19 protein-coding genes and 1 pseudogene are annotated in these 20433 nt (G+C 68.8%); 11 read left to right on the top strand and 9 right to left on the bottom strand.

The features are described 5' to 3' along the window. Positions 1 to 495: 495 nt before the first annotated feature. Entirely contained in the window at positions 496 to 1710 is a 1215-nt protein-coding gene (locus AX750_RS23565) for an NADP-dependent isocitrate dehydrogenase (RefSeq protein ID WP_066720492.1), read from the bottom strand. Positions 1711 to 1998: 288 nt separating this feature from the next. On the opposite strand from AX750_RS23565, the gene AX750_RS23560 reads away from it, so the two are divergent. From AX750_RS23560 to AX750_RS23550, 3 genes are all read left to right on the top strand, one after another. After that, positions 1999 to 2844: a hypothetical protein gene (locus AX750_RS23560; RefSeq protein ID WP_067255040.1), complete on the top strand. Its 846-nt coding sequence runs from the start codon at positions 1999 to 2001 to the stop codon at positions 2842 to 2844. A 54-nt stretch (positions 2845 to 2898) separates the two neighbouring features. Continuing rightward, entirely contained in the window at positions 2899 to 3630 is a 732-nt protein-coding gene (locus AX750_RS23555; RefSeq protein ID WP_066718760.1) for an SDR family oxidoreductase, read from the top strand. Positions 3631 to 3729: 99 nt separating this feature from the next. Then, positions 3730 to 4275, top strand: coding sequence for a 2,4'-dihydroxyacetophenone dioxygenase family protein (locus AX750_RS23550; protein WP_066718757.1), 546 nt, complete (start codon positions 3730 to 3732; stop codon positions 4273 to 4275). A 111-nt stretch (positions 4276 to 4386) separates the two neighbouring features. On the opposite strand, the gene AX750_RS23545 is transcribed toward AX750_RS23550, so the two are convergent. Beyond that, positions 4387 to 4794, bottom strand: a complete 408-nt coding sequence (locus AX750_RS23545; RefSeq protein ID WP_156446474.1) for a flagellar assembly protein FliX — start codon at positions 4792 to 4794, stop codon at positions 4387 to 4389. A gap of 293 nt (positions 4795 to 5087) precedes the next feature. Here AX750_RS23545 and AX750_RS23540 point away from each other — a divergent pair, with 293 nt between their 5' ends. The 8 genes and pseudogenes from AX750_RS23540 to flaF all read left to right on the top strand — a co-directional run bounded on the left by AX750_RS23540 (position 5088) and on the right by flaF (position 11585). Then, positions 5088 to 6152: a flagellar basal body P-ring protein FlgI gene (locus AX750_RS23540; RefSeq protein ID WP_245282505.1), complete on the top strand. Its 1065-nt coding sequence runs from the start codon at positions 5088 to 5090 to the stop codon at positions 6150 to 6152. Further along, positions 6152 to 6505: a rod-binding protein gene (locus tag AX750_RS23535; RefSeq protein WP_066718752.1), complete on the top strand. Its 354-nt coding sequence runs from the start codon at positions 6152 to 6154 to the stop codon at positions 6503 to 6505. Before AX750_RS23540 ends, AX750_RS23535 begins: the two co-directional genes overlap by 1 nt. Before the next feature lies 1 nt (position 6506). Next, complete coding sequence (locus AX750_RS23530) at positions 6507 to 6995, top strand: hypothetical protein (RefSeq protein WP_066718750.1); 489 nt, start codon at positions 6507 to 6509, stop codon at positions 6993 to 6995. A gap of 159 nt (positions 6996 to 7154) precedes the next feature. Beyond that, a complete protein-coding gene (locus AX750_RS23525; protein WP_066718747.1) occupies positions 7155 to 7643 on the top strand; it encodes a hypothetical protein in 489 nt (162 codons plus the stop codon). 267 nt (positions 7644 to 7910) lie between these two features. Next, positions 7911 to 9248 (top strand): flagellin, encoded by a 1338-nt coding sequence (locus AX750_RS23520; protein WP_066718746.1) that lies wholly within the window; start codon positions 7911 to 7913, stop codon positions 9246 to 9248. Positions 9249 to 9437: 189 nt separating this feature from the next. Beyond that, positions 9438 to 10784 (top strand): flagellin, encoded by a 1347-nt coding sequence (locus tag AX750_RS23515; protein ID WP_066718745.1) that lies wholly within the window; start codon positions 9438 to 9440, stop codon positions 10782 to 10784. Positions 10785 to 10837: 53 nt separating this feature from the next. Then, a pseudogene (gene flbT, locus AX750_RS23510) lies at positions 10838 to 11218 on the top strand (flagellar biosynthesis repressor FlbT); the annotation flags it as partial. Further along, positions 11214 to 11585 (top strand): flagellar biosynthesis regulator FlaF, encoded by a 372-nt coding sequence (flaF, locus tag AX750_RS23505; RefSeq protein WP_066718741.1) that lies wholly within the window; start codon positions 11214 to 11216, stop codon positions 11583 to 11585. The pseudogene flbT and the gene flaF, both read left to right, overlap by 5 nt. Positions 11586 to 11670: 85 nt before the next feature. Here flaF and AX750_RS23500 read toward each other — a convergent pair whose 3' ends face one another. The 7 genes from AX750_RS23500 to AX750_RS23470 all read right to left on the bottom strand — a co-directional run bounded on the left by AX750_RS23500 (position 11671) and on the right by AX750_RS23470 (position 20426). Beyond that, the gene (locus tag AX750_RS23500; protein ID WP_066718739.1) at positions 11671 to 13188 is read right to left on the bottom strand and encodes a hypothetical protein; all 1518 of its coding nucleotides are present in this window, start codon (positions 13186 to 13188) and stop codon (positions 11671 to 11673) included. A gap of 7 nt (positions 13189 to 13195) precedes the next feature. Further along, on the bottom strand, positions 13196 to 15064 hold the full coding sequence (gene flgK, locus AX750_RS23495) for a flagellar hook-associated protein FlgK (protein WP_066718736.1): 1869 nt from the start codon (positions 15062 to 15064) through the stop codon (positions 13196 to 13198). A gap of 61 nt (positions 15065 to 15125) precedes the next feature. After that, the gene (locus AX750_RS23490; RefSeq protein ID WP_066718733.1) at positions 15126 to 16529 is read right to left on the bottom strand and encodes a flagellar hook-basal body complex protein; all 1404 of its coding nucleotides are present in this window, start codon (positions 16527 to 16529) and stop codon (positions 15126 to 15128) included. Positions 16530 to 16730: 201 nt separating this feature from the next. Next, positions 16731 to 17738: a TIGR01620 family protein gene (locus AX750_RS23485; protein WP_066718731.1), complete on the bottom strand. Its 1008-nt coding sequence runs from the start codon at positions 17736 to 17738 to the stop codon at positions 16731 to 16733. Next, complete coding sequence (locus AX750_RS23480) at positions 17735 to 19183, bottom strand: YcjX family protein (RefSeq protein ID WP_066718728.1); 1449 nt, start codon at positions 19181 to 19183, stop codon at positions 17735 to 17737. Before AX750_RS23480 ends, AX750_RS23485 begins: the two co-directional genes overlap by 4 nt. Before the next feature lie 10 nt (positions 19184 to 19193). Continuing rightward, positions 19194 to 19709: a histidine phosphatase family protein gene (locus AX750_RS23475; RefSeq protein ID WP_245282504.1), complete on the bottom strand. Its 516-nt coding sequence runs from the start codon at positions 19707 to 19709 to the stop codon at positions 19194 to 19196. Between the two features lie 21 nt (positions 19710 to 19730). Then, the gene (locus AX750_RS23470) at positions 19731 to 20426 is read right to left on the bottom strand and encodes a TetR/AcrR family transcriptional regulator (RefSeq protein WP_066718726.1); all 696 of its coding nucleotides are present in this window, start codon (positions 20424 to 20426) and stop codon (positions 19731 to 19733) included. Positions 20427 to 20433 lie beyond the last annotated feature (7 nt).

Genomic DNA, 20433 nt, shown 5'->3' with positions numbered 1-20433 from the left:
CGTCGTGCGGCCGGGTGTGGTGGCGGGTTTCGGGAGGCGTCGCCGTCGCGGGCGGGGGCTCCCGGAGGTCGAGCGGTTGGACGTCCCCTCGTCAGGGACTGATGGCCGCGACGCCCAAAATCCCCGCGCGCGGAGCCGGGCGGCGCGAGATCGGCGCTGCATCGACATTCCGACACCGACGCGCGGCTTTGGTCCGCGCGCCACCTGGCTCCGCGCATCCCCTTTCGGGGGCATTGATGCGAAACCCCGCGGCTCAGGCCGGTCGGGGGGTTCGGTGCGAGGTACGCTTCTAGTTGTCTCGGAAACACCACCGTCATCCTGGGCGGCCGAAGGCCGACCGGGATCCATCATCGGGCGCTGTCCAGCCCTAGGATGGATCCCGGTCTGCGCCGCTACGCGGCTTGTCCAGGATGACGGCGTCGAGGAAACGGCCGCCCCACGAAAAAGCCCGGCCGTCGCCGGCCGGGCTCTCATCGTGACGAAAAGCTCGCCCGCTCAGGCGGCCATGGCCTTGCGCATGTTCTCGCTGACCTTCTCGAGGAAGCCGGTGGTCGAGAGCCACTTCTGCTCGGCGCCGACCAGCAGCGCGAGATCCTTTGTCATGTCGCCGGCCTCGACGGTGTCGACCGTGACCTTCTCGAGCAGCGAGGCGAACTTGGCGAGCTCGGCATTGCCGTCGAGCTTGGCGCGGTGGGCGAGGCCACGGGTCCAGGCGAAGATCGAGGCGATCGAGTTGGTCGAGGTCTCCTTGCCCTTCTGGTGCTCGCGGTAGTGGCGGGTCACCGTGCCGTGGGCGGCTTCCGCCTCGACGGTCTTGCCGTCCGGCGTCATCAGCACCGAGGTCATCAGGCCGAGCGAGCCGAAGCCCTGCGCCACCGTGTCCGACTGCACGTCGCCATCGTAGTTCTTGCAGGCCCAGACATAGCCGCCCGACCACTTCATCGCCGAGGCGACCATGTCGTCGATCAGGCGGTGCTCATAGGTGATGCCGAGCTTGTCGAACTCGGCCTTGAACTCGGCCTGGTAGATCTCCTCGAAGATGTCCTTGAAGCGCCCGTCATAGGTCTTGAGGATGGTGTTCTTGGTCGAGAGATAGACCGGGTATTTGCGGATCAGGCCGTAGTTCAGCGAAGCGCGGGCGAAATCCCTGATCGACTCGTCGAGATTGTACATCGCCATGGCGACGCCGGCGTCCGGGGCCTTGAAGACCTCCTTCTCGATCACCGCGCCGTCCTCGCCGACGAACTTGATCGACAGCGTGCCCTTGCCGGGGAACTTGAAGTCGGTGGCGCGGTACTGGTCGCCATAGGCGTGGCGGCCGATCACGATCGGCTGGGTCCAGCCCGGCACGAGGCGCGGCACGTTCTTGCAGATGATCGGCTCGCGGAAGATCACGCCGCCGAGGATGTTGCGGATCGTGCCGTTCGGGCTCTTCCACATCTGCTTGAGGTTGAATTCCTTCACGCGGCCTTCATCGGGGGTGATGGTCGCGCATTTCACGGCGACGCCGTGCTTCTTGGTCGCGTTGGCGGCGTCGATCGTGACCTGGTCGTCGGTGGCGTCGCGGTTCTCGACCGAGAGGTCGTAATAGTCGAGCTCGAGATCGAGATAGGGGAAGATCAGCGTGTCCTTGATCTTCTGCCAGATGATGCGGGTCATCTCGTCGCCGTCCATGTCGACGACCGGGTTGGCGACCTTGATCTTGCTCATGTGAAACGACCCCTGCTGCTGGCCAGATGTGGAGCTTTTCCAGACTGCGGCAGGGATGCCGCAGGCGGTTGGCCGCTTCCTAGAACATCGGCCCTCAAAGGGAAATGCGGTTTTCGGCTAAGCCGGCGCAAATGCACGTCAGGCCGGGAGGCGCCTCTGTGGCAGGCGCGGCTTTCGCGCAACGCCGGGCAGCCGATCGCGAACCGCCCCATCCTCGCCGCAAAATCGTCCGGATCCGCCCCGAGCCTCCCGCGCTCGTTCACGCCGGCCCGGAAGACCGCCTCCCCCATGCCTCGCTCGCTCCTCCCTTGCTCGCCCCTGCCTCCGCTCTCGTCACAGCCTGCTCTCGCCACGCTCCGCTATCCCTTCGCCATCGCTCTGCTTCTGGCCGCCGCGCCCCTGGCCCGCGCCGAGACCCCGGCGGAGGAGCCGGCGCCGGTTCAGGACGCCGCCTTCGGCGAGGAGGCCGAAACCAGCCTGTTCGCACCGATTCCGCGCTGGGAGGCGGCGACACCGGAGCCCGCTCCGGAGCGTCCCGGCTATCTGACGCCCGGCGCCGGCCGGCGCGCTCTGCCCAATCCCCTCGCCCGGCCCGAGATCGCGGCGACGCCGATCCGCCGCGGGCTGACGCCTTCCGGCGCCCCGCTGCCGGCGGTGACCGAGCGCGCCGTCGGCATGAAGCTCGGTGCCGAGCAGGTCTCGCTCTCGACCGAGATCGTCACCGGTCAGGGCGGCTGGCAGCGCGGCGACACGCGGCTCGGCTGGAACCTGGCGCGAAGCGCCGATTCCGAGGGCAACGTCGTCTGGAGCGCGGCGGCCGGCGGCAGCCTGCCCGCTTCCGGCGCCGCGGAGCAGACCGGCGAGGCCGTGCTCGGCTACCGCTTGCGCCCGCACGATATCGTCACATTGACCACCGAGATCGCGCTGGCCGGCAGCTACAGCTTCGCCGCGCAGAACGGCCTCGCCGGCAGCCTGACGCCCCGCGTCAAGGTCGTCGCCGACCTGACCCGACCGCTGGCGACGCCCTGGCGCACCACGCTCGATCTCAGCCTCGGCCGGCAGGTGCCGATGGTCGGTCGCGACATCCAGACCAGCGGCACGGCTCTGCTGAAACTGGAACTGCCGACGCCCTGAAATGCAGGGCTGGCGCCCTTCCCGTCCCGCCGGCACCCCGATAGTCTCCAGCCCATGACAGCCGACGCGCCATCCTCTTCACCCCGCTTCGCCCTCGTCACCGGCGGCACCCGCGGCATCGGCCAGGGCGCGGCCCTCGCGCTGGCGGCGGCCGGCTACGAGGTCCTCGCCACCGGTCTCACCGAGGCGGAGGTCGCGGCCGCCCCGCCCCACGCCGCGATCCGCCATGCCAGGCTCGACGTCACGCAGGACGATGAGGTCGCGGCCACCGTCGCGGCCTGCCCGCGCATCGACGCGCTGGTGAACTGCGCCGGGATGATCCAGCGCGGCGGCAAGGAATTTGAGATCGAGGCCTTCCGCCAGACGATCGAGGTCAACCTCACCGGCACGATGCGGATGTGCCTCGCGGCGAAGGACAAGCTCGCCGCGAACCGGGGCGCCATCGTCAACATCGCCTCGATGCTGACCTTCCATGGCTCGGCCTATGCGCCGGGCTACGCGGCCTCCAAGGGCGCGATCGGCCAGCTGACCAAATCGCTCGCCGCCGCCTGGGCGGGTGACGGCATCCGCGTCAACGCCGTCGCGCCGGGCTGGATCGAAACCGAGCTGACGCGGCCCCTCGTCGAGGACGCCGCCCGCTCGGCGCCGATTCTGGCGCGCACGCCGATGAACCGCTGGGGCCAGCCCGGCGATGTCGGCGGCGCCATCGCCTTCCTGCTCTCGGATGCCGCTGGCTTCGTCACCGGCACGATCCTGCCGGTCGACGGCGGCTATCTGGCGGTCTGAGCGCCAGCCATAAAAATCCAACCGGCACAAGCAGATGCCGGGCTTATCTGAATCGGTTCGGCAACGACGGTTCAGCCACCATCGAACGGGAGAAACGCCATGAACAAGGTCAGCCCCATCCCCGTCGTCGCCAGCGACGCCGAGCGCTGGACGCCCTATCGCCATCCGCAGCCGAAGGATTCCCCGCCCGAGCTGATCGTGCCCAACGTCATCCCGGAGGATGAGCGCGTCTGGGTGCCGGTGGACGACAATGTCTGGTTCCGCCCCCTCTGCCTCAGCGTGACGCGCGGCTACTGGATGAACCTGCTGCGCGTGCGCCGCTCCGGCGTGCTCTCGCGCCACCGCCACCCGCAGCCCGTCCACGGCTATGTGCTGAAGGGGAAGTGGCGCTACCTCGAGCATGACTGGGTCGCGACGGAAGGGGCTTACGTCTACGAGGCGCCGGGCGAGACTCATACGCTGGTGGTCGACCCCGACACCGAGGAAATGATCACCATGTTCCAGGTCAACGGCGCGATGATCTATGTCGACCCGGACGGCAAATGCCTCGGCTATGACGACGTCTTCACCCGTCTCCACAAATGCCGCGCGCATTATGCGAGCAACGGGCTGGGCGCCGACTACGCGGACCAGTTCATCAGGTAACAGACCCGCTCGTCATTCTCGGGCGAAGCGAAGCGCAGACCCGGGAATCCCAGGACAGGAGGGGTCCGGCTTCCGCGATGGTCGGGTCAGGCCCGACCATGACGCCCTCGCCTACCGCCCGAGCTTCGCCAGCTCCACGGCAGCCCGCAGTTCGATATGCGCCAGCACGTCGTCGAGGCGCGGATCGTCGGTCGCCTCGCGGCGCTGGGCAAGATTGGCGCGGATCTGCTCGAGTTCGGAGAGGTTGACGCGCCCCGTGAGCAGCGCGGCCTTCAGCCGGTCGAGCCCGTCGAGAAGGTCGTGGCCGCGCTTGGCCTGGCGCTTCTTGCGCTCGGCCGGCTCCTCATAGGCCTGCACGGCCAGCAGCGTGTCGAGCGGGCCGGACGCGGCGATGCCGGCGCTGCGGCTGCTGGCTGCGCTGTCCTTGGTCGGCAATGTGAAGGCGGCGCCGCCCGAGCGCCGCGCCGTCCCGGCGGGGGCGGCGTTGGTGATGGGCGCGCGCTGGTCGATCCGGATCATGGTCGCCTCGCGTAATCGGTCATCGAACCCTCGCGCCGGCATGGTTAACAGGCGGTAAACCACCCGGCAGAAACTGCCGCCCCGGCAGGATCGGCCTGCACCGTCCGGCGGGACAGAGCCTGCGCCCGATTCCCAAACAACTGATAAATCAGCACTTTCAATTTAGCGGCGTCTGGCACGCGGATCGCAGGAGGGTTTCCGATCGTATCCTGACCGGTGAGACCATGCTCCGCACAGCCACCCTCAAATCCCTGGTGACGCCGCTCGCCGCGCTGGTCGCGCTCGGCTTCGCCATGGCGGCGAGCCCGGCGCAGGCGCTCTCCCGGATCAAGGACCTCGCCTCGGTCGAGGGCGTGCGCTCCAACCAGATCCTCGGCTACGGCATCGTCGTCGGCCTCAACGGCACCGGCGACACGCTCAACAACGCCCCCTTCACCAAGCAGTCGCTGACCGCGATGCTGGAGCGGCTCGGCGTCAACACCCGCGGCGCCAATATGCGCACCGCCAACGTCGCCGCCGTGATGGTGACCGCCAATCTGCCGCCCTTCGCCACCCAGGGGACCCGCATCGACGTCACCGTCTCGGCGCTGGGCGACGCCAAGTCGCTGCAGGGCGGCACGCTGCTGGTGACGCCGCTGCTCGGCGCCGATGGCGAGGTCTACGCGGTGTCGCAGGGCCCAGTCGCGATCGCCGGCTTCTCGGCCGAGGGCGACGCCAGCAAGATCACCCGCGGCGTGCCGACCGTCGGCCGCATCGCCAATGGCGGCGTCGTCGAGCGCGAGATCGACTTCGCGCTGAACAAGCTCAAGACGCTGCGGCTGTCGCTGCGCAACCCGGATTTCACGACCGCGCGCCGCATGGCCGCCGCGATCAACGACTTCCTCGGCGGCGACGCGGCCGAGCCGACCGACCCCTCCACCGTCGTGCTGCAGATCCCGCCGCGCTTCCAGGGCAACATGATCCGCATGCTCACCGAGATCGAGCAGCTCAAGATCGTGCCGGACCAGCTGGCCCGCATCGTCATCGACGAGCGCTCCGGCATCATCGTCATGGGCCGCGACGTCCGCGTCTCCACCGTGGCGGTCGCCCAGGGCAATCTGACGGTGACGATCACCGAGCAGCCTCAGGTCAGTCAGCCCGAGCCGCTCTCGGACGGCCAGACGGTCGTGACCCCGCGCACCAATGTGAAGGTCGACACCGGCGGCGGCAACAAGCTCGCCCTCGTCCGCGAGAGCGTGACGCTGGCCGAGCTGGTCGACGGGCTGAACGCGCTCGGCATCGGACCGCGCGACCTGATCTCCATTCTCCAGGCCATCAAGGCGGCCGGTGCCCTCCAGGCCGAAATCGAGGTGATGTGATGAGCCCCACCCTAGCCATGCCGGCCGCCAAGCTGGCCCTCAACGTCGCCGGCAGCCTCGTCAGCGGAGTGTCCAATGCGCTCGATCCCGCCAAGGCCAAGGCCAAGAAGCAGGCCGACGATTTCGAGACCATGTTCCTCGAGCAGGTCACGCAGCAGCTCACCGCCGCCCCTGCCGGCAGCGAAGGTCCGCTCGGCGAGAACGGCATCGGCGGCGACGTCTACAAGTCGCAGCTGACCCAGGAATACGCCAAGTTGATCCAGAAGTCGGGCGGGATCGGCCTGTCCGACAGCATCCTGCGCGATCTCCTGCGCGTGCAGGAGCAGTCCGGCGCCGCCGCGGCCGGAGCCTGAGATGTCCATCGCCAGACGGGTCGTCGACGAACGGCCGCGCATCGCCACCGCCCCCGAGGCGCGGGCTCTGGTCGAAGGCGTGCTGGAGGCGCTGTCGGCGCTCTCGCATCTCGTCGGCGAGGAGACGGAACTCGTCCGGGCCGGGCGCCTGCCCGAAGCGCTGACGCGGGAGCCGCGCAAGACCGAACTCGCCGGCCTCTACATGCGAGGCGTCGAACAGGTGAAGCTGAACGCCGTCGCGCTCGCCCGGTTCGTCCCCGACCAGGTGCAGCGGTTGAAGGCCGCGCATCTCTCCTTCCAGGGCCTGATCGAGACCAACCAGATCGTGCTGGCGACGGCGCGGGCCGTTTCGGAGTCGATCGTCCGCGACCTCGCCGCCGATGCCAACCGCCCGACCAAGGCCGCCGGCTACGGCCCGACCGCGACCGTCGGCGCCGGCGCTTTCGCGCGCCCCAATTCCGGCCCGCTGATGGTGTCGCGCCGGCTTTGAGCGCGGCTGCACCGGAACCCGTCAATATTTACCTAATTTCTTGACCTCGGATTCAAGTTTCTCTGCCACCGTGAGCAGGTTCGGACAGGTGCGACCGGTCCGGACGAACGGCAGGCAGCGGTCGATGCCGCTACGTCGTGACTCCAGAAGGAGTGAGCCATGGATTTCGGCAATGCGCCCCGCACGGCGCCCATCGGAGGCATTCCCGTCGTCCCCCGCGCCGACGTCGTCGCCACGCAGGGCGGTGTCTCGGTCGAGCTGCCTCCGGAGCAGACGGTCCAGTCGGCCCAGGCCGGCGAGGCTGTGAAGCTCGACCTGCGCGCGCAGGAACGCAGCGCCAGGGACCTCGACGCCCGCACCCGCGATCTGCAGAATCGGGCTGCCTTCGAGCGCCGCAGCGCCGAGGGCCAGCAGCAGCAGCGTCAGGCCGACCAGGATCTCGACGCCGCCGTGGACCGGCGCATCGTCATCGAGCCGCGCACCCGCGCCATCGTCATGCAGGAGCGCGACCGCGAAACCGGCGAGACGATTTCGCAATTGCCCGACGAAACCATGCTGAAGCTGCGCATCTATTCCCGCGAGCTCGCCGACCGCGCCCGCGAAGCGGAAGAGCAGCCGCCGGCCCCGCAGGTCGAGCGCATCGCCTGACCGCGGCAGGCCGCCTCGCCGCATCCCCAACACCGTCCTCTGACCAACGCCCGCCTCGCGCGGGCGTTTTGCTGCGTGCTGGCCCGCAGGCGCGCAGCAGCGTGCGGCGTTGCCCTTCCGTTAACCACGATCGCAGCCCGGCCCGGACGCGCTGCATTCGACCGCTGAAATTTACCTCCTGTTACGAGCTCGGGACCGATGGTCCACCCGTCGCGGCCAGAATGATCGCGACTGCCAGAAGGCACCAAACCAGAAGGGTTTAAGACAATGGCCACTGCCATCTCGAACGGCGTCCGTTCCTCGCTCGCCTCGCTTCAGACCATCACCGCCCAGGCCGCCGCCGTTCAGAACCGTCTCGCCACCGGCAAGAAGGTGAACACGGCTGTCGACAATCCAGTCAACTTCTTCACCGCCCAGTCGCTGAACAACCGTTCGGACCAGCTCAAGGGGCTGCTCGACGGCATCTCCAACGGCATCCAGACGGTGCAGGCCGCCTCCAAGGGCATCGACGGCATCACCAAGCTGGTCGGTTCGCTCCAGTCCACCGTCAAGCAGGCGCAGGCCGACGCGGCTCAGAACCGCCCGACCGTCGTCGGCACGGGCACGACCCTGGCCACCGCGAGCGAAGCCGCGCTGACCAGCAAGAGCCTGAAGGACATCGCCCTCGACAAGCGCGTCGGCAGCGCCGGCGACACGACCGTCGCCACCGCCACGGCGTCCTCCGCCGGTGACCTGGGCATCGACACCACCGCCACCCCCGCGCTGAACATCCAGATCGTCACCAACCCGGCCGCGGCGACCTCCACGACCAACATCTCGGTCGCGCTGACCGCCAACACGACCGTCCGCGACGTCGTGAACGCGATCAACACCTCGGGCGTCGCCACTGCCTTCGTCGACGAGAAGGGCCTGCTCAACGTCAAGGGCACCGGCTCGGAGACGCTCGGCGTCGGTATCGGTGTCGGCGCGGACGCCGCTGCCGCCACCACGGCGTCGGCGACGGGCACGTCGAACACGGCCTTCGGCCTCGCCGCCACGGACCGCACGACGGGTATCGCCTCCTCCGGCGTGACCTCGGCGACGCGTTCGAACCTGATCGAGCAGTTCAACACGCTGCGCACGCAGATCGACTCGCTGGCCAAGGATGCGGGCTTCAACGGCGTCAACCTGCTGCAGGGTGACAAGGTGACGATCGCCTTCAACGAGAAGGGCGGCAAGAACCAGACGAAGCTCGACATCCAGGGCACCAACCTGACGTCGGACAACATCGGCATCCAGCAGGCCGGCAACGCCCAGGTGGCGGGGACGATCAACTTCCAGAACGACTCGGATCTGGAAAAGGCCACCACGGCCCTGACGAACGCCCTCACCTCGCTGAAGTCGCTGTCGTCCACCTTCGGTGCCAACCTGTCGGTCGCCCAGACCCGCCAGGACTTCACCAAGGACCTGGCCGAAGTGCTCTCCACCGGCGCTTCGAACCTGGTCAACGCCGACGCCAACGAGGAAGCCGCGAACCTGCTCTCGCTGCAGACCCGCCAGCAGCTGTCGCAGACGGCTCTGTCGCTCTCCTCGCAGTCGGACCAGGCTGTCCTGCGTCTGTTCTGATCCTTCGTCCGCAGAATGCGGGCAGCCCACAGGATGTGGGCCGAAGACAAGAAGGCGGCGGAGCCCCGGCTCCGCCGCCTTTCTGCATTCATGAACGCATCAGGCGCCGCATTAACGGTTTGTTATCCTTAACGAGGAATTATCGGCCATCACCGCACGAGCGCAGAATCGCGCTTCAGGGGACCGAAGATGGCGAACACGATTCTTTCCAGTGGCGTGCGCAATAACCTGCTCACGCTCCAGAAGACGACGAGCGAGCAGGCCGTCCTGCAGAACCGCCTGGCGACCGGCCGCAAGGTGAACTCGGCCATCGACAACCCGGTGAACTACTTCACCGCCCAGTCGCTCAACGACCGCGGCAGCCAGCTGACCGGCCTGCTCGACGGCATCTCGAACGGGATCCAGACGATCCAGGCCGCCTCCAAGGGCATCGACGGCATCACCAAGCTGGTGCAGTCGCTGCAGTCGACCGTGAAGCAGGCTCAGGCCGACGCGGCCCAGAACCGCCCGACCGTCGTCGGCACCGGCACCGCCCTGTCGAGCACCGCCGAAACCCAGGCGACCAACAAGAGCCTGAAGGACATCGCCCTCGACAAGCGCGTCGGCAGCGCAGGCGACACGACGGTGACCACGGCAACGGCGGGCTCCGCCGGCGACCTCGGCATCGACGTCACCGCGACCCCGGCTCTGAACATCCAGATCACCACCGGCCCGGTCGGCGCGCCGACCTCGACGACCAATATCGGCGTGACGCTGACCGCCAACACCACGGTCCGCGACGTCGTCAACGCGATCAACGCCTCCGGCGTCGCCACCGCCTTCGTCGACGAGAAGGGCCTGCTGAACGTCAAGGGCATGGGCTCGGAGACGCTCGGCGTCGGTATCGGCGCTGGCGCGACCCCGGCCGCGGCCGTCACGGCCTCCTCGACCGGTGCGCAGAGCGCCGCCTTCGGCCTGAACGCGACCGACCGCACCACCGGTATCGCCTCCTCCGGCGTCACCTCGGCCGTCCGCTCGAACCTGATCCAGCAGTTCAACGACCTGCGCACGCAGATCGACCAGCTCGCCAAGGATTCGAGCTATAACGGCATCAACCTCCTCGCCGGCGACCGTCTCTCGATCGCCTTCAACGAGAAGGGCGGCACCAACCAGACCAAGCTCGACATCCAGGGCACCAATCTGACCTCCGACAATCTCGGCATCCCGCAGGCGGTCAACACGCAGCTCGCCGGCTTCTTCAACTTCCAGAACGACCTCGACCTCGAAAAGGCGACCGGCTCGCTCTCGACGGCGCTGACCTCGCTGCGCTCGCTCGCCTCGACCTTCGGCTCGAACCTCTCGGTCGCGCAGACCCGGCAGGACTTCACCAAGGAGATGGTCAACACCCTGACCACCGGCGCCGACAACCTCGTCCTGGCCGACTCCAACGAGGAAGGCGCCAAGCTGCTCGCGCTCAACACCCGCCAGCAGCTCTCGCAGACCGCGCTCTCGCTCGCCTCGCAGGCCGACCAGAGCGTGCTGCGGCTGTTCAGCTAACACTCGTCCGGGGGCAAAGGCCCCCTTCTCTCCAGCCAGAAGGCAGGCGCGTCATGGCTCTCAAGGTCGAACTCAAGCCCCGCGAGCGCATCATCATCGGCCAGGTGGTGATCCGCAACGACGAGCAGCGCACGCGCTTCTTCATCGAGGGCGATGCGCCGATCCTGCGCGAGAAGGACATTCTCACGCCCGCGACCGCCGACAGCCCGGCCAAGAAGATCTATCTGGCGATCCAGCTCATGTATCTCGCCCAGGACCCGATGTACCAGCATCAGGTCTATTTCGAGCTGGTGCGCGACTTCGTCCAGGCCGCGCCGAGCTCTCTGCCGCATATTCACGAGATCAATAACCGCATCTTAAGCAGCGACCTCTACAAAGCTCTCAAGGCAGCCAAGAAGCTGATCGCTTACGAAGCGGAACTCATCGAGAATGCAACACGGGTTTAACGCTTACGCCTCCGCCTCCCGCGCCACGCAGGCGGTCGTTTCCCCCCGCGAACTCGAAGCCTCCCTGCTGATCAAGGCCGCCTCCCGGCTTCAGGCGATCGCCGACGACTGGTCGCTGGCCGAGCGCGACCTCGACGAGGCCCTCGCCTACAACCGCAAGCTCTGGACGCTGCTGGTCTCGGCCGTGATCGCCGAGGACAACCCGCTGCCGGTCGGCATCAAGACCAATATCCTCAGCCTGGCGAACTTCATCTTCAACCAGACTTTCAAGGTCGCGGCGAACCCGACGCGCGAGGGCCTGCCGGTCCTCGTCAGCATCAACCGCGACATCGCCGCCGGCCTGCGCGGCCGCTGACCGGCCCAAGGCCGGGAGCCGGAACAGAAAAGGGCGTCACCGGAACCCGGTGGCGCCCTTCGTCATTCCCGCAGCGATGCGGCGATCAGAGATAGTTTGTCAGCGTCAGCTTGGAGAGGATTGAGGTCGTCTCGTAGCTCGCCTGCAGCTGCGTCTGCAGCGCCAGGATCTGCACCGCGACCTCCTCCTTTGACACCGTCTCGACATCCGCCAAAGCGCCGGTGAGGTAATTCTTGGTGCTCTCGTGCCGCTCCTTGGCGCGTGCCAGCGAGGTCTGCGCCGAGCCGAGCTCGGTGATGATCTCGGCCGGCTTCTGGGCGCCGTTGCCGAAAGCCAACCGATCGCTGACGCGCGCGATCATCGCCTCGTAGCGTGGCTGCGAATTGGCGTCGTTGGCCGGGAAGGTTTCGACCGCCATGACCGCGAACTGCGCCAGCCCGATGCGGAACGCCTCTTCATTGGCGCGCGCGCCCGTGCCGACGATCTGGCCCTTGTCGACCTGGATCGAGGATGTGCTGCGGGCCGGATCGCTGCCGTCGTCGCCCTTGTACCAGATCACCGTATTCGCGGCCGTGCCCGGCGCCGGCGCGGCGGTCGCCGTGTCGTAGGGCGGGCCAGGCACGCGCAGCGGCGGGCTATTGGTGCTGCCGGCGAAGAAATTGCGCGCCGCGACCTGGGAGGATGCGGCCGAGAGCGTCGTCGCCGCCTCCTTGCCGATGGCGGCCGTGATCGAGGCGCGCAGATTGGCGGCGGTCGTGTTGACGTCCGTGCCGATCTCGAAGCTGTCGGCGGCATTGCCGGTGGTGCCCGGCGCCCGCGCGGTCAGCACGATCTCCTCCTCCGTGCCGTCCGGCAGGGCGAGCTTGACCCGCAGCGTGTCGCCGACGGCGGGCAGGCTCGCGACGGTGACGGTGAGATCCGCCGGCGGCCCCGCCGTATAGGCCGGCGTCAGCGCCGCGGAGGAGCTGGTCGCGCCGGCGAGCTTGAAACCATAGCTGTGAACCGGGTTGGCATCGGCGATGGTGGCGGTGGCGCCCGCCCCGCCGGTCGTCAGGCGGCCGAGGCCGCCGACGCCGAGATCCGCCTGGCGGCGCTCGTCGATCATCTGGCGCAGACCTGCCCTCCCGGCTCCATCGCCGTCGATCATCTCGGCATAGGTCGCGGTCGGCTGCACATCCGATGTCTTGCCCGAGAACAGGTAGCGGCCGTTCACCTGCGTGTTCAGCAGGTCGAGCGTCTGCTTGAACTTTTCCTCGGCCAGCACCTGCGGCGCCGAGCGGCCCGTTGAGCTGGGGATATAGGTGTTGGAGCGCGTGTCGTTGACGGTCTCGCTCGTCAGCTTCGCGTAGTTCTCCACCGCCTTGGAGGCGATGTTGAGGTTGACGTTGCCGCGCGTGATGCCCTCCAGCCAGGCGTCGAGCGTCGAAACCTTCTCGTTGAGATCGAGGCTGACGCGCCGGTCCATGCCGAGATCGCCATAGCTCTCCGCCCGCTGCTGCGTGGAGAGCTGGCGCTCGAGATCGGTGAGCTCGTTACGAGTCGAGACGAGGCGGTTCGGCGTCGCCGCGCGATAGGCCCCGGAGCCATAGGCGGAAATGGTCATGGCGCGCTCACACTCTCATCAGCACGTCCATCATCTCCTTGACCGTGGAGATGATGCGGGCGTTGGCGGCATAGGCGTTCTGGAGCTCGATCAGCGTCGACATCTCCTGGTCGATGCTGACCTGCGCGGTCTGCTGGAAGCGGCTCTGCACCGCAGCCAGCGCGACCTGCTGCCCCTCGTCGAGGCGCTTGGCGGCCTCGACCGCCTGCCCCTGGGTCGAGACGACCCGCTGCACGAGGCCGGAGACGGTGACGCTGGTGGTGGCCGTCGAGCCGTCGAGACCGAGGCGGTTGGTGACCGCGCGCTGGCTGTTGGTCAGCCGGTCGAGCAGGAGTTTCGGCCGGGTCGTATCGCCCTGCGCGGTCGTCGGCTCATAGGTGACGAGCTTGGAGCGGTCGGCCACCAGCGCCTGGTTGAGCTGGATGCGCCCGGCGAAGCCCAGCGTCTGCGAGCCGTTGTCATAGGAGCCGGTGAAGGCGGCGCCGTTGGCGCCCCCGTCGACGAAGAAGGGCAGCTCGGCGCTGCCGCCGACCGAGGAGAGCGTCGTCGCCGTCGGGCGGGCCGTGAGCGCCTTGACGTCGCGCGTGCCGGCCGCGCCGTCATCGACGATGCGCAGCACCGAGCCGGTGTTCGAAACCGTGAAACCGGCGCCGAGTGCCGTCTGCATCTGCGCGGCGACCGAGGCCGGACCGCCGGAGAAGTCGATGCCGATGACGCGGTTGTTGGCGTCGCCACCGGCCGAGGCCGGCAGCGGCAGGGAAGCGGCCGAATCGACACGCACGAAGGTGAAACGCTGGGTGGCGCCGCCCGGCGTCACCGCATAATCGAGCGTGACCTTGTTGCCGGCCTGAAGGCCCGTGAGGTCGACCTCGAAACCGGTGGCTGCACCGGCGGTGACGGCTGTGCCCGCGATCTCGCGATCCGACAGCGCGCTGGCGAGCTGCGCGGCGATCTCGTCGAGCTGGGCCTGCGCTTGGACCAGCGTGGTGTCGCGCATCTCGATGAGCGCGGCGATCTCGCCGGAGCGGAAGGTCCTGTTGGCGATCGCGTCCAGCGAACCGCCGGTGGGCGTCGACATGGTGATGGTGCCGACGCCGCGCTGCGCCGGGTTGCTGCTCCACTGGTCGTCGGGCGTCAGCCCGGAGCGCGCATCGAAGCTGAACACGACGGCCGGGCGGCCGTCGAAAAGCTGCGTCCCGCCGCCGGTGACGACGCTGACCGACCCGCGCGCATCCTCGCTCGTCTTGATGTCCATGTATTGGGACAGGTCGGACAGGATCAGGTCGCGCTGGTCCTTGAGATTGGCGAGCGCCGGATCGTTGGGCGAGCCGACGATCCGGGCGTTCACCGTCGTCAGCGCGTTGAGCAGATCATTGATCTTGGTGACGCCGGCCGAGATCCCCGCCTCGGCCTCGGAGCGCAGGCTCTGCACGCCGTTGGAGAGAGTGTTCAGGCGACTGGCGAGTTGGGTCGCGCTATCCAGGACCGAGGTGCGCAGGCTGTAGGACGAGGGGTCGTTCTGGAACGCCTGCAGCGCCGAGGTGAAGCCGTTATAGATCGTGTCGAGCGCCGTCGAGCTGCCGGGCGCGCCATAGAGCTTGTCGACGCTGGCGAGCATGTCGGCGCGGGTCGAGGTGTAGGCGGCGCCTGCCGATTCCTGCCAGAGCTGGTGCTGGACGATCTTGTCGAGCAGACGCTGGACCTGCGTGGTCTGCGTCGAGATCGTCAGACCGGCCAGGCTGTCCGAGGTCGAGACGACGCGGCGGACATAGCCGGCCGTGCCCGCATTGGCGACGTTCTGCGAGACGACGCCGATCCCGATCTGGGTGGCGTTCAGCCCCGAGACCGCGGTGTTGAGGGAGGTGCTCAGACCCATCGTCGGCTCCTGTCTTGCCGCGCGGCCCTTCTGGGCCGCGCCTCATCCGCCCCGAAAGCCGTCAGCGGATGATGCTGAAGACGTCGCGCAGCATCTCCTGCGCGGTGGTGATCACCTTGGTGTTGGCCGAATAGGCCTGCTGGGTGACGATCATCTTCGAGAACTCGTCGGCGATGTCGGTGTTCGACTGCTCGATATTGCCGCCGATGAGCTGCGACGTGCCAAGGCCGATGATCGGCGGGCCGGATTCGATCGTCTCCTCGAAGGCGCCGCCATCCAGCCTCTTGAGGGCGTTGTCGGCGTTGAACCGCGCGACCGAGAGCTGCGCCAGCGCGACGACCTGGCCGTTGCTGAAGGTGCCGATGACCTGGCCGTTCGCCGAGATCGAGGTGCGGTCGAGCGTGCCGGCGGTGTAGCCGTCCTGCCGGATCGAGCGCGCGTCGATCTGGCCGCTGACGTCGCCGTTCTGGGTCAGGCCGCTGCCGCCGGTGGTGACCTGGATGCCGGTGATGGTCGTCCCTGCGATCGTCATCGTCGGCAGGGTGATGTTGCCGGTCGCGGGCGCGGTCAGCTGGCCCGTCGAGCCGAAGGTGACGTCGACGTTGGCGTTGCGATAGGCCGTCGCACCGCCCGTCGCCGCCGTGTTCTCGGCGACGAACAGGTTCCAGGTGTCGACGGTCGCCGGCGGGCCGGCCGAGGCGTTGGTGGTCTTGGCCCAGCGCAGCTCGACGCTCGTCGCCTTGCCGAGCGAGTCGTAGACGGTGACAGAACCGCCGGGGATCGACTGGTTCAGGAAATTCGTGATTTCGCTGCCGATGACGATGCCGGTGCCGCCCTGGGTGGTCGAGAGCGGGTTGCTGGTGAAGCCGGCCGGGCTCAGCAGCTCCGAACCGGCGACGGTCGGGTTGGCGCTGGCGTTGTTGGTGCCGGGTTTGGCGGGGATGTTGGCGCGATACTCGATCGAGGTCGTGGCCTTGGCCGGGAACTGCTCCTTGGTGATGCGCAGCACATCGGGCTGGGTGCCGATGAGCTGGCCCGTGACCGTGTCGATCTTCAGGCCCTTGAGATAGTAGCCGGCCCCGTTGACGAGATAGCCGTTGGCGTCGAAGTCGAAATCGCCGCGGCGCGTATAGAGGTTGCTGTTGGCGAACTGGGTGTTGCTGCCCAGCCCGGTGAGGCGCTGGTCGACGACGAAGAAGCCGTCGCCGTTGATCGCGGCGTTGGTATCGATGCGAGTCGCGGCCAGGTCGCCCTGGATCGAGTTCGTCGCTTGGCTGAAGGCCGCGACCGAGCCCGAGAGCTGGCGGTTCAGCGCCGAGTCCGGAACCAGATCGGAGAAGGTCGTGTCGACCCGCTTGAAGCCGGCCGTCCGGGAATTGGCGATGTTGCCGGAGATGTTTTCCAGCGCATAGGACTGCGCCGTCATACCCGAAACCGCGGTGGTCAACGCACTGAAGACGCCCATGTAACCCTCACCTCGACCGGCGCCCTCACCGGGCGGCCCTCAACTGTCGGTGCGGTTACTGCACGCCATGTGCCACGAAACGGACCCTGATTTTTCAAGGACTTGGATGGTTTCGGGAGTGTTTCGGGACCGTTTCCGCCGGGTCAAATCCGCCCTGCCCCGGCAGATTTTGCCGGGAGCCCACCCATCCGGCGACCGGCTTCAGGCGCCGCTGTCCTTGCCGCCCCAGGAGCCGAGATCGCCGGCGACGTCGCCCAATGTCGGCGGGGCTGCTTCGACGAAGGGCAGCGGCCGGCACACCGCCAGCGCCGCGAGACCGATGCGCGCCGTCAGCAGCCCGTTGAGCACGCCCTCGCCGAGCTTGGCCGAGAGCCGCGCCGCCAGCCCCTGCCCCACCACCTGCTGGATCACGGCATCGCCCGCCGCGATGCCGCCGGTCACCACCAGATGCCCGAGCACCTGACGGGCGAGGCGCAGCAGACCCAGCGTGCCCGGCCGGCCGGCATAGATGCCGGCGATCGTCCGCAGCAGCCGCGCACAGGCGACAAGAACGAAGACGATGTCGATCAGCGCGCGCGGACTCACCGCCGTGACCAGAGACACCCGCCGCGCCGCCTGGGCGATCTGCGCCTGGGCCAGCGCGTCGAGCGGCGCCATCAGGCTGCGCTCCGCCACCGTCAGCACGTCGCGGGCGGCAAAGAGCTGCGGCAGGCTGTCGGCGATCTGCACCCGGCCCTTGGCGGTTTCGGCGCGCGCTCCGTAAAGCGCCGTCAGCTGGGTCGCCACTGCCTTCGCCGCGTCGACGCTGCCATCCGCCAGCGCTGCGGTCGCCCGCAGCCGCAGCGCCTCGACCTTGCGCTCGCGCAGGATGTCGCGGATCACGCGGCCGAGCATCACGGCGAGCGCCAGCGCCGCCACCGCGGCGCAGGCCAGCGCCGCATAGCCCAGCACCGAGCTCTGGCTCATCAGCCAAGCGATGGTCTGCTCGGCCCAGACGCCGAAGGCGAGCGCCAGGAAGCCCGACAGCCCGGCGACGAAGAGCCCGCCCCAGGACCAGCGCCGCTTCACGGGCGCGACGGCAGCGGGCTCGACGACATCGATCGGCTCGCTCTCGGGCAGGATCGCGACATCGCCCCGGCTCACGGACGGACCGAGGCCGCCCTCCGGGGCGGTCGGATCGAGACGGATCGCGCGTGGCGCCTTGCTCATGCCAGCCGGTCTCCGATCAGGAACTCGAGGGCGCGGTCGAGCCGGATCTGCGGCGGCGGCTTCACGCGCCCGCCCGCATCCGGCGCCACCAGCGGCGGCCGGAAGCGCGGCGCCCGGATCTGCCAGCTCGCGGCGGGATCGAACACAGCCTCGGGCCGCTCGGGCAATTCGCCCGGAAAGATCGCGGCCTCGCTGACGCCGTCGAAGACCTCGCCATCGACGCGCTCGCCCGCCTCGGGCACCCCGGCGATGGCGGGCAGCTCCTCGCGACCATGCTTGATGCGGACCTCGCGCGTCGCGCGCACGGCGGCGAGCGCCATCGCCTCGACCCGCGCGCCTGCGCCCTGGGCGCGCGAGGCCGCCCGCGCCACGAGATGCGACATCACCGCCGCCAGCCGGTCATGGCTGCCGTGATGGACATGATCCGCCTTGGTCGCGGCGAAGAGCACCCGCTCGATGCGCGGCGCGAACAGGCTCGACAGCCAGGAATTGCGCCCGACCTGGAAGGCGGCGAGCGCCTGGCCGAGCGCGGTTTCGAGATCGGCCAGCGCGGGCGCCCCGGCATCGAGCGCAGCGAGCACATCGACCAGCACGATCTGGCGGTCGAGCCTGGCAAAATGGTCGCGGAAGAACGGCGCCACCACGACGCGCTTATAGGCCTCGAAGCGCTCCGCCATCAGCCCCGCCAGCGTGCCGGGTTGAGGCTCCGTGTCGGCCCCGAGATCGAGCGGCGCGAAGGTCAGGGCCGGCGAGCCCTCGAGATCGCCCGGCATCAGGAAGCGCCCCGGCGGTGTCACCGCCACGGCCTCCGGATCGGCCCGCAGCCGCGCCAGATAGGCCTTGAACAGGTCGCTCGCGGCCTCGGCAGCCATCTCGTCGGGCGGCCCCGCCGGATCGCGCTGCGGCAGGTCCGCAAGCCAGGCCGCCGCCGCCTCGCGGCGATGCGCCTTGCGCGCGTCGCCCACCGCCTGACGCGACCAGCTCTTGTAGTCCTGACCGATCAAAGCGAGGTCGAGCAGCCATTCGCCGGGATAGTCGACGATGTCCAGCGTCAGCGTCGCCGGCCCCTTGAACCAGCCGGCGGCGCGCTCATAGTCGATCTCGACGCGCAGCTCCGAGATCCGCCGCGTCGACTCCGGCCAGCGCCGCTCCGGCCCCGTGAGCGCGGCGCGGTGGGCCTCATAGGGAAAGCGCGGAATGTCCGGGTCGGGCTGCGGCACGAGGCGAACGCGGGCGATCCGGCCCTCGCTCGCCGCCTTCAGCACCGGCAGCGCGGCGCCCTCGATCAGGTTCTGAATCAGCGCCGTGGTGAAGACGGTCTTGCCCGAGCGCGACAGGCCGGTGACGCCGAGCCGCAGCCGCGGCTTCGCCATGCCGAGAAGGGAATCGCCGAAGGCCAGCGCCGCGTTGCGCGCCTCGTCGAGATAGGAGCGCTCGCTCACGATGCGGCCGGGCTCACTCGTCCGGACCTTCGCCCAGCGAGGCCGGCGTCACGAAGCGGTCGAGCCGCCCGCCGCGCGCGGCGACGTCGCGCCAATCCTCCACGGCGAAGTCGAGCACGGCGAGCCCGCAGGTCGGGTATTTCTGGCTCATGCGCGAAGCCGCATAGCGGTCGCCATGGCCGGTCAGCAGCGCCGCCAGCTCCTCGAAACCGGGGTTGTGGCCGATCATCAGCAGGGTGCGCACCACGGGCTCGGTTTCCTGCACCACCTCGAGCAGGCGCTGCGTCTTGGCCTCGTAGATGCGCGGCTCGTGCTGCACCGCCGGCTTCTCCGGTAGCATCGGCGCCACGAGCTGCCAGGTCTCCTGCGTCCGGCGCGCCGGCGAGACCAGCACGAGATCCGGCAAGAGCAGCTCCTCGGCGAGATAGCGCCCCATCACGGGCGCGGCCTCACGGCCCCGTGTGGCGAGCGGCCGCTCGCGATCGGCCACGCCTTCGGGCCAGTTCGACTTCGCATGGCGGAGGAGCATCAGGCGGCGCATAGCGGGCATCTAACCATCATATGGGCGTTTTGCGAGGGCCGGATCCGGCGCCACCGCCGCCACCAGCAACTGCATCAGGCGCCCCGAGAACAGGTCGAGCAGGGTCCCGGTTCCCTCCTGCCCGACGAGAAAGTCGAACTGGCCGTCGATCAGCAGCGTCGTGAAGCCGTGGGTGAGCGACCAGACCAGCAGGATCTCCGCGAAGTCCGGCGCCGCCGCCGTGCCCTCGGGCGGAGGACCAGGCGGTGGGGCGGCCGGCCCGGCGCGATGGGCGCGCGTCTCGGCCACGAGGATGCCGAAGGCCCGCGTTCCCGCACGCTGCATCTCGGGATCGGACGTGTCCAGCTCGCGGCGGCCGAAGACCACGCGGAACCGGCCTGGCCGTGCCAGCGCGGTCTCCAGATAGGCCCGGCAGATCGCCGCGAGCCGGCAGCCGCCGGTCGCGCTCGCCTGCGCCGCGGCGGCCTCCATCGCATCCGAGATGTCGTCGAAGCCGAGCGTCGCGACCGCTGTCAGGAGCCCGGCGAGATTGCCGAAATGATGCGCCGGCGCCGCCGCCGACACCCCTGCCCGCCGCGCGCATTCGCGCAAGGTGAAGCCGCCGACGCCACGCTCGGCCAAGACCGCCTCGGCCGCGTCGAGCATCGCCTGGCGCAGATCGCCATGGTGATAGCCGCCCCGCCCCGCCCCGCGCTTCTCCGCCATGCCGCCG

The sequence above is a fragment of the Methylobacterium sp. CCH7-A2 genome (assembly GCF_001557075.1).
GTDB classification, from domain to species: domain Bacteria; phylum Pseudomonadota; class Alphaproteobacteria; order Rhizobiales; family Beijerinckiaceae; genus Allobosea; species Allobosea massiliensis.
The sequence above is the reverse complement of the archived record's forward strand: the minus strand, read 5'-3'. Positions and strand labels throughout refer to the sequence as shown.

Excerpts from the sequence above, each read along its gene's own strand:
- AX750_RS23500 (WP_066718739.1), bottom strand. The coding sequence starts at position 13,188 with ATGACCATTTCCGCCTATGGCTCCGGGGCCTATCGCGCGGCGACGCCG.
- AX750_RS23560 (WP_067255040.1), top strand. The coding sequence starts at position 1,999 with ATGCCTCGCTCGCTCCTCCCTTGCTCGCCCCTGCCTCCGCTCTCGTCA.
- AX750_RS23530 (WP_066718750.1), top strand. The coding sequence starts at position 6,507 with ATGTCCATCGCCAGACGGGTCGTCGACGAACGGCCGCGCATCGCCACC.
- flgK (WP_066718736.1), bottom strand. The coding sequence starts at position 15,064 with ATGGGTCTGAGCACCTCCCTCAACACCGCGGTCTCGGGGCTGAACGCC.
- AX750_RS23535 (WP_066718752.1), top strand. The coding sequence starts at position 6,152 with ATGAGCCCCACCCTAGCCATGCCGGCCGCCAAGCTGGCCCTCAACGTC.
- flaF (WP_066718741.1), top strand. The coding sequence starts at position 11,214 with ATGCAACACGGGTTTAACGCTTACGCCTCCGCCTCCCGCGCCACGCAG.
- AX750_RS23485 (WP_066718731.1), bottom strand. The coding sequence starts at position 17,738 with ATGAGCAAGGCGCCACGCGCGATCCGTCTCGATCCGACCGCCCCGGAG.
- AX750_RS23470 (WP_066718726.1), bottom strand. The coding sequence starts at position 20,426 with ATGGCGGAGAAGCGCGGGGCGGGGCGGGGCGGCTATCACCATGGCGAT.
- AX750_RS23525 (WP_066718747.1), top strand. The coding sequence starts at position 7,155 with ATGGATTTCGGCAATGCGCCCCGCACGGCGCCCATCGGAGGCATTCCC.
- AX750_RS23490 (WP_066718733.1), bottom strand. The coding sequence starts at position 16,529 with ATGGGCGTCTTCAGTGCGTTGACCACCGCGGTTTCGGGTATGACGGCG.
- AX750_RS23475 (WP_245282504.1), bottom strand. The coding sequence starts at position 19,709 with ATGCTCCTCCGCCATGCGAAGTCGAACTGGCCCGAAGGCGTGGCCGAT.
- AX750_RS23515 (WP_066718745.1), top strand. The coding sequence starts at position 9,438 with ATGGCGAACACGATTCTTTCCAGTGGCGTGCGCAATAACCTGCTCACG.
- AX750_RS23540 (WP_245282505.1), top strand. The coding sequence starts at position 5,088 with ATGGCGGCGAGCCCGGCGCAGGCGCTCTCCCGGATCAAGGACCTCGCC.
- AX750_RS23565 (WP_066720492.1), bottom strand. The coding sequence starts at position 1,710 with ATGAGCAAGATCAAGGTCGCCAACCCGGTCGTCGACATGGACGGCGAC.
- AX750_RS23545 (WP_156446474.1), bottom strand. The coding sequence starts at position 4,794 with ATGATCCGGATCGACCAGCGCGCGCCCATCACCAACGCCGCCCCCGCC.
- AX750_RS23550 (WP_066718757.1), top strand. The coding sequence starts at position 3,730 with ATGAACAAGGTCAGCCCCATCCCCGTCGTCGCCAGCGACGCCGAGCGC.
- AX750_RS23555 (WP_066718760.1), top strand. The coding sequence starts at position 2,899 with ATGACAGCCGACGCGCCATCCTCTTCACCCCGCTTCGCCCTCGTCACC.
- AX750_RS23520 (WP_066718746.1), top strand. The coding sequence starts at position 7,911 with ATGGCCACTGCCATCTCGAACGGCGTCCGTTCCTCGCTCGCCTCGCTT.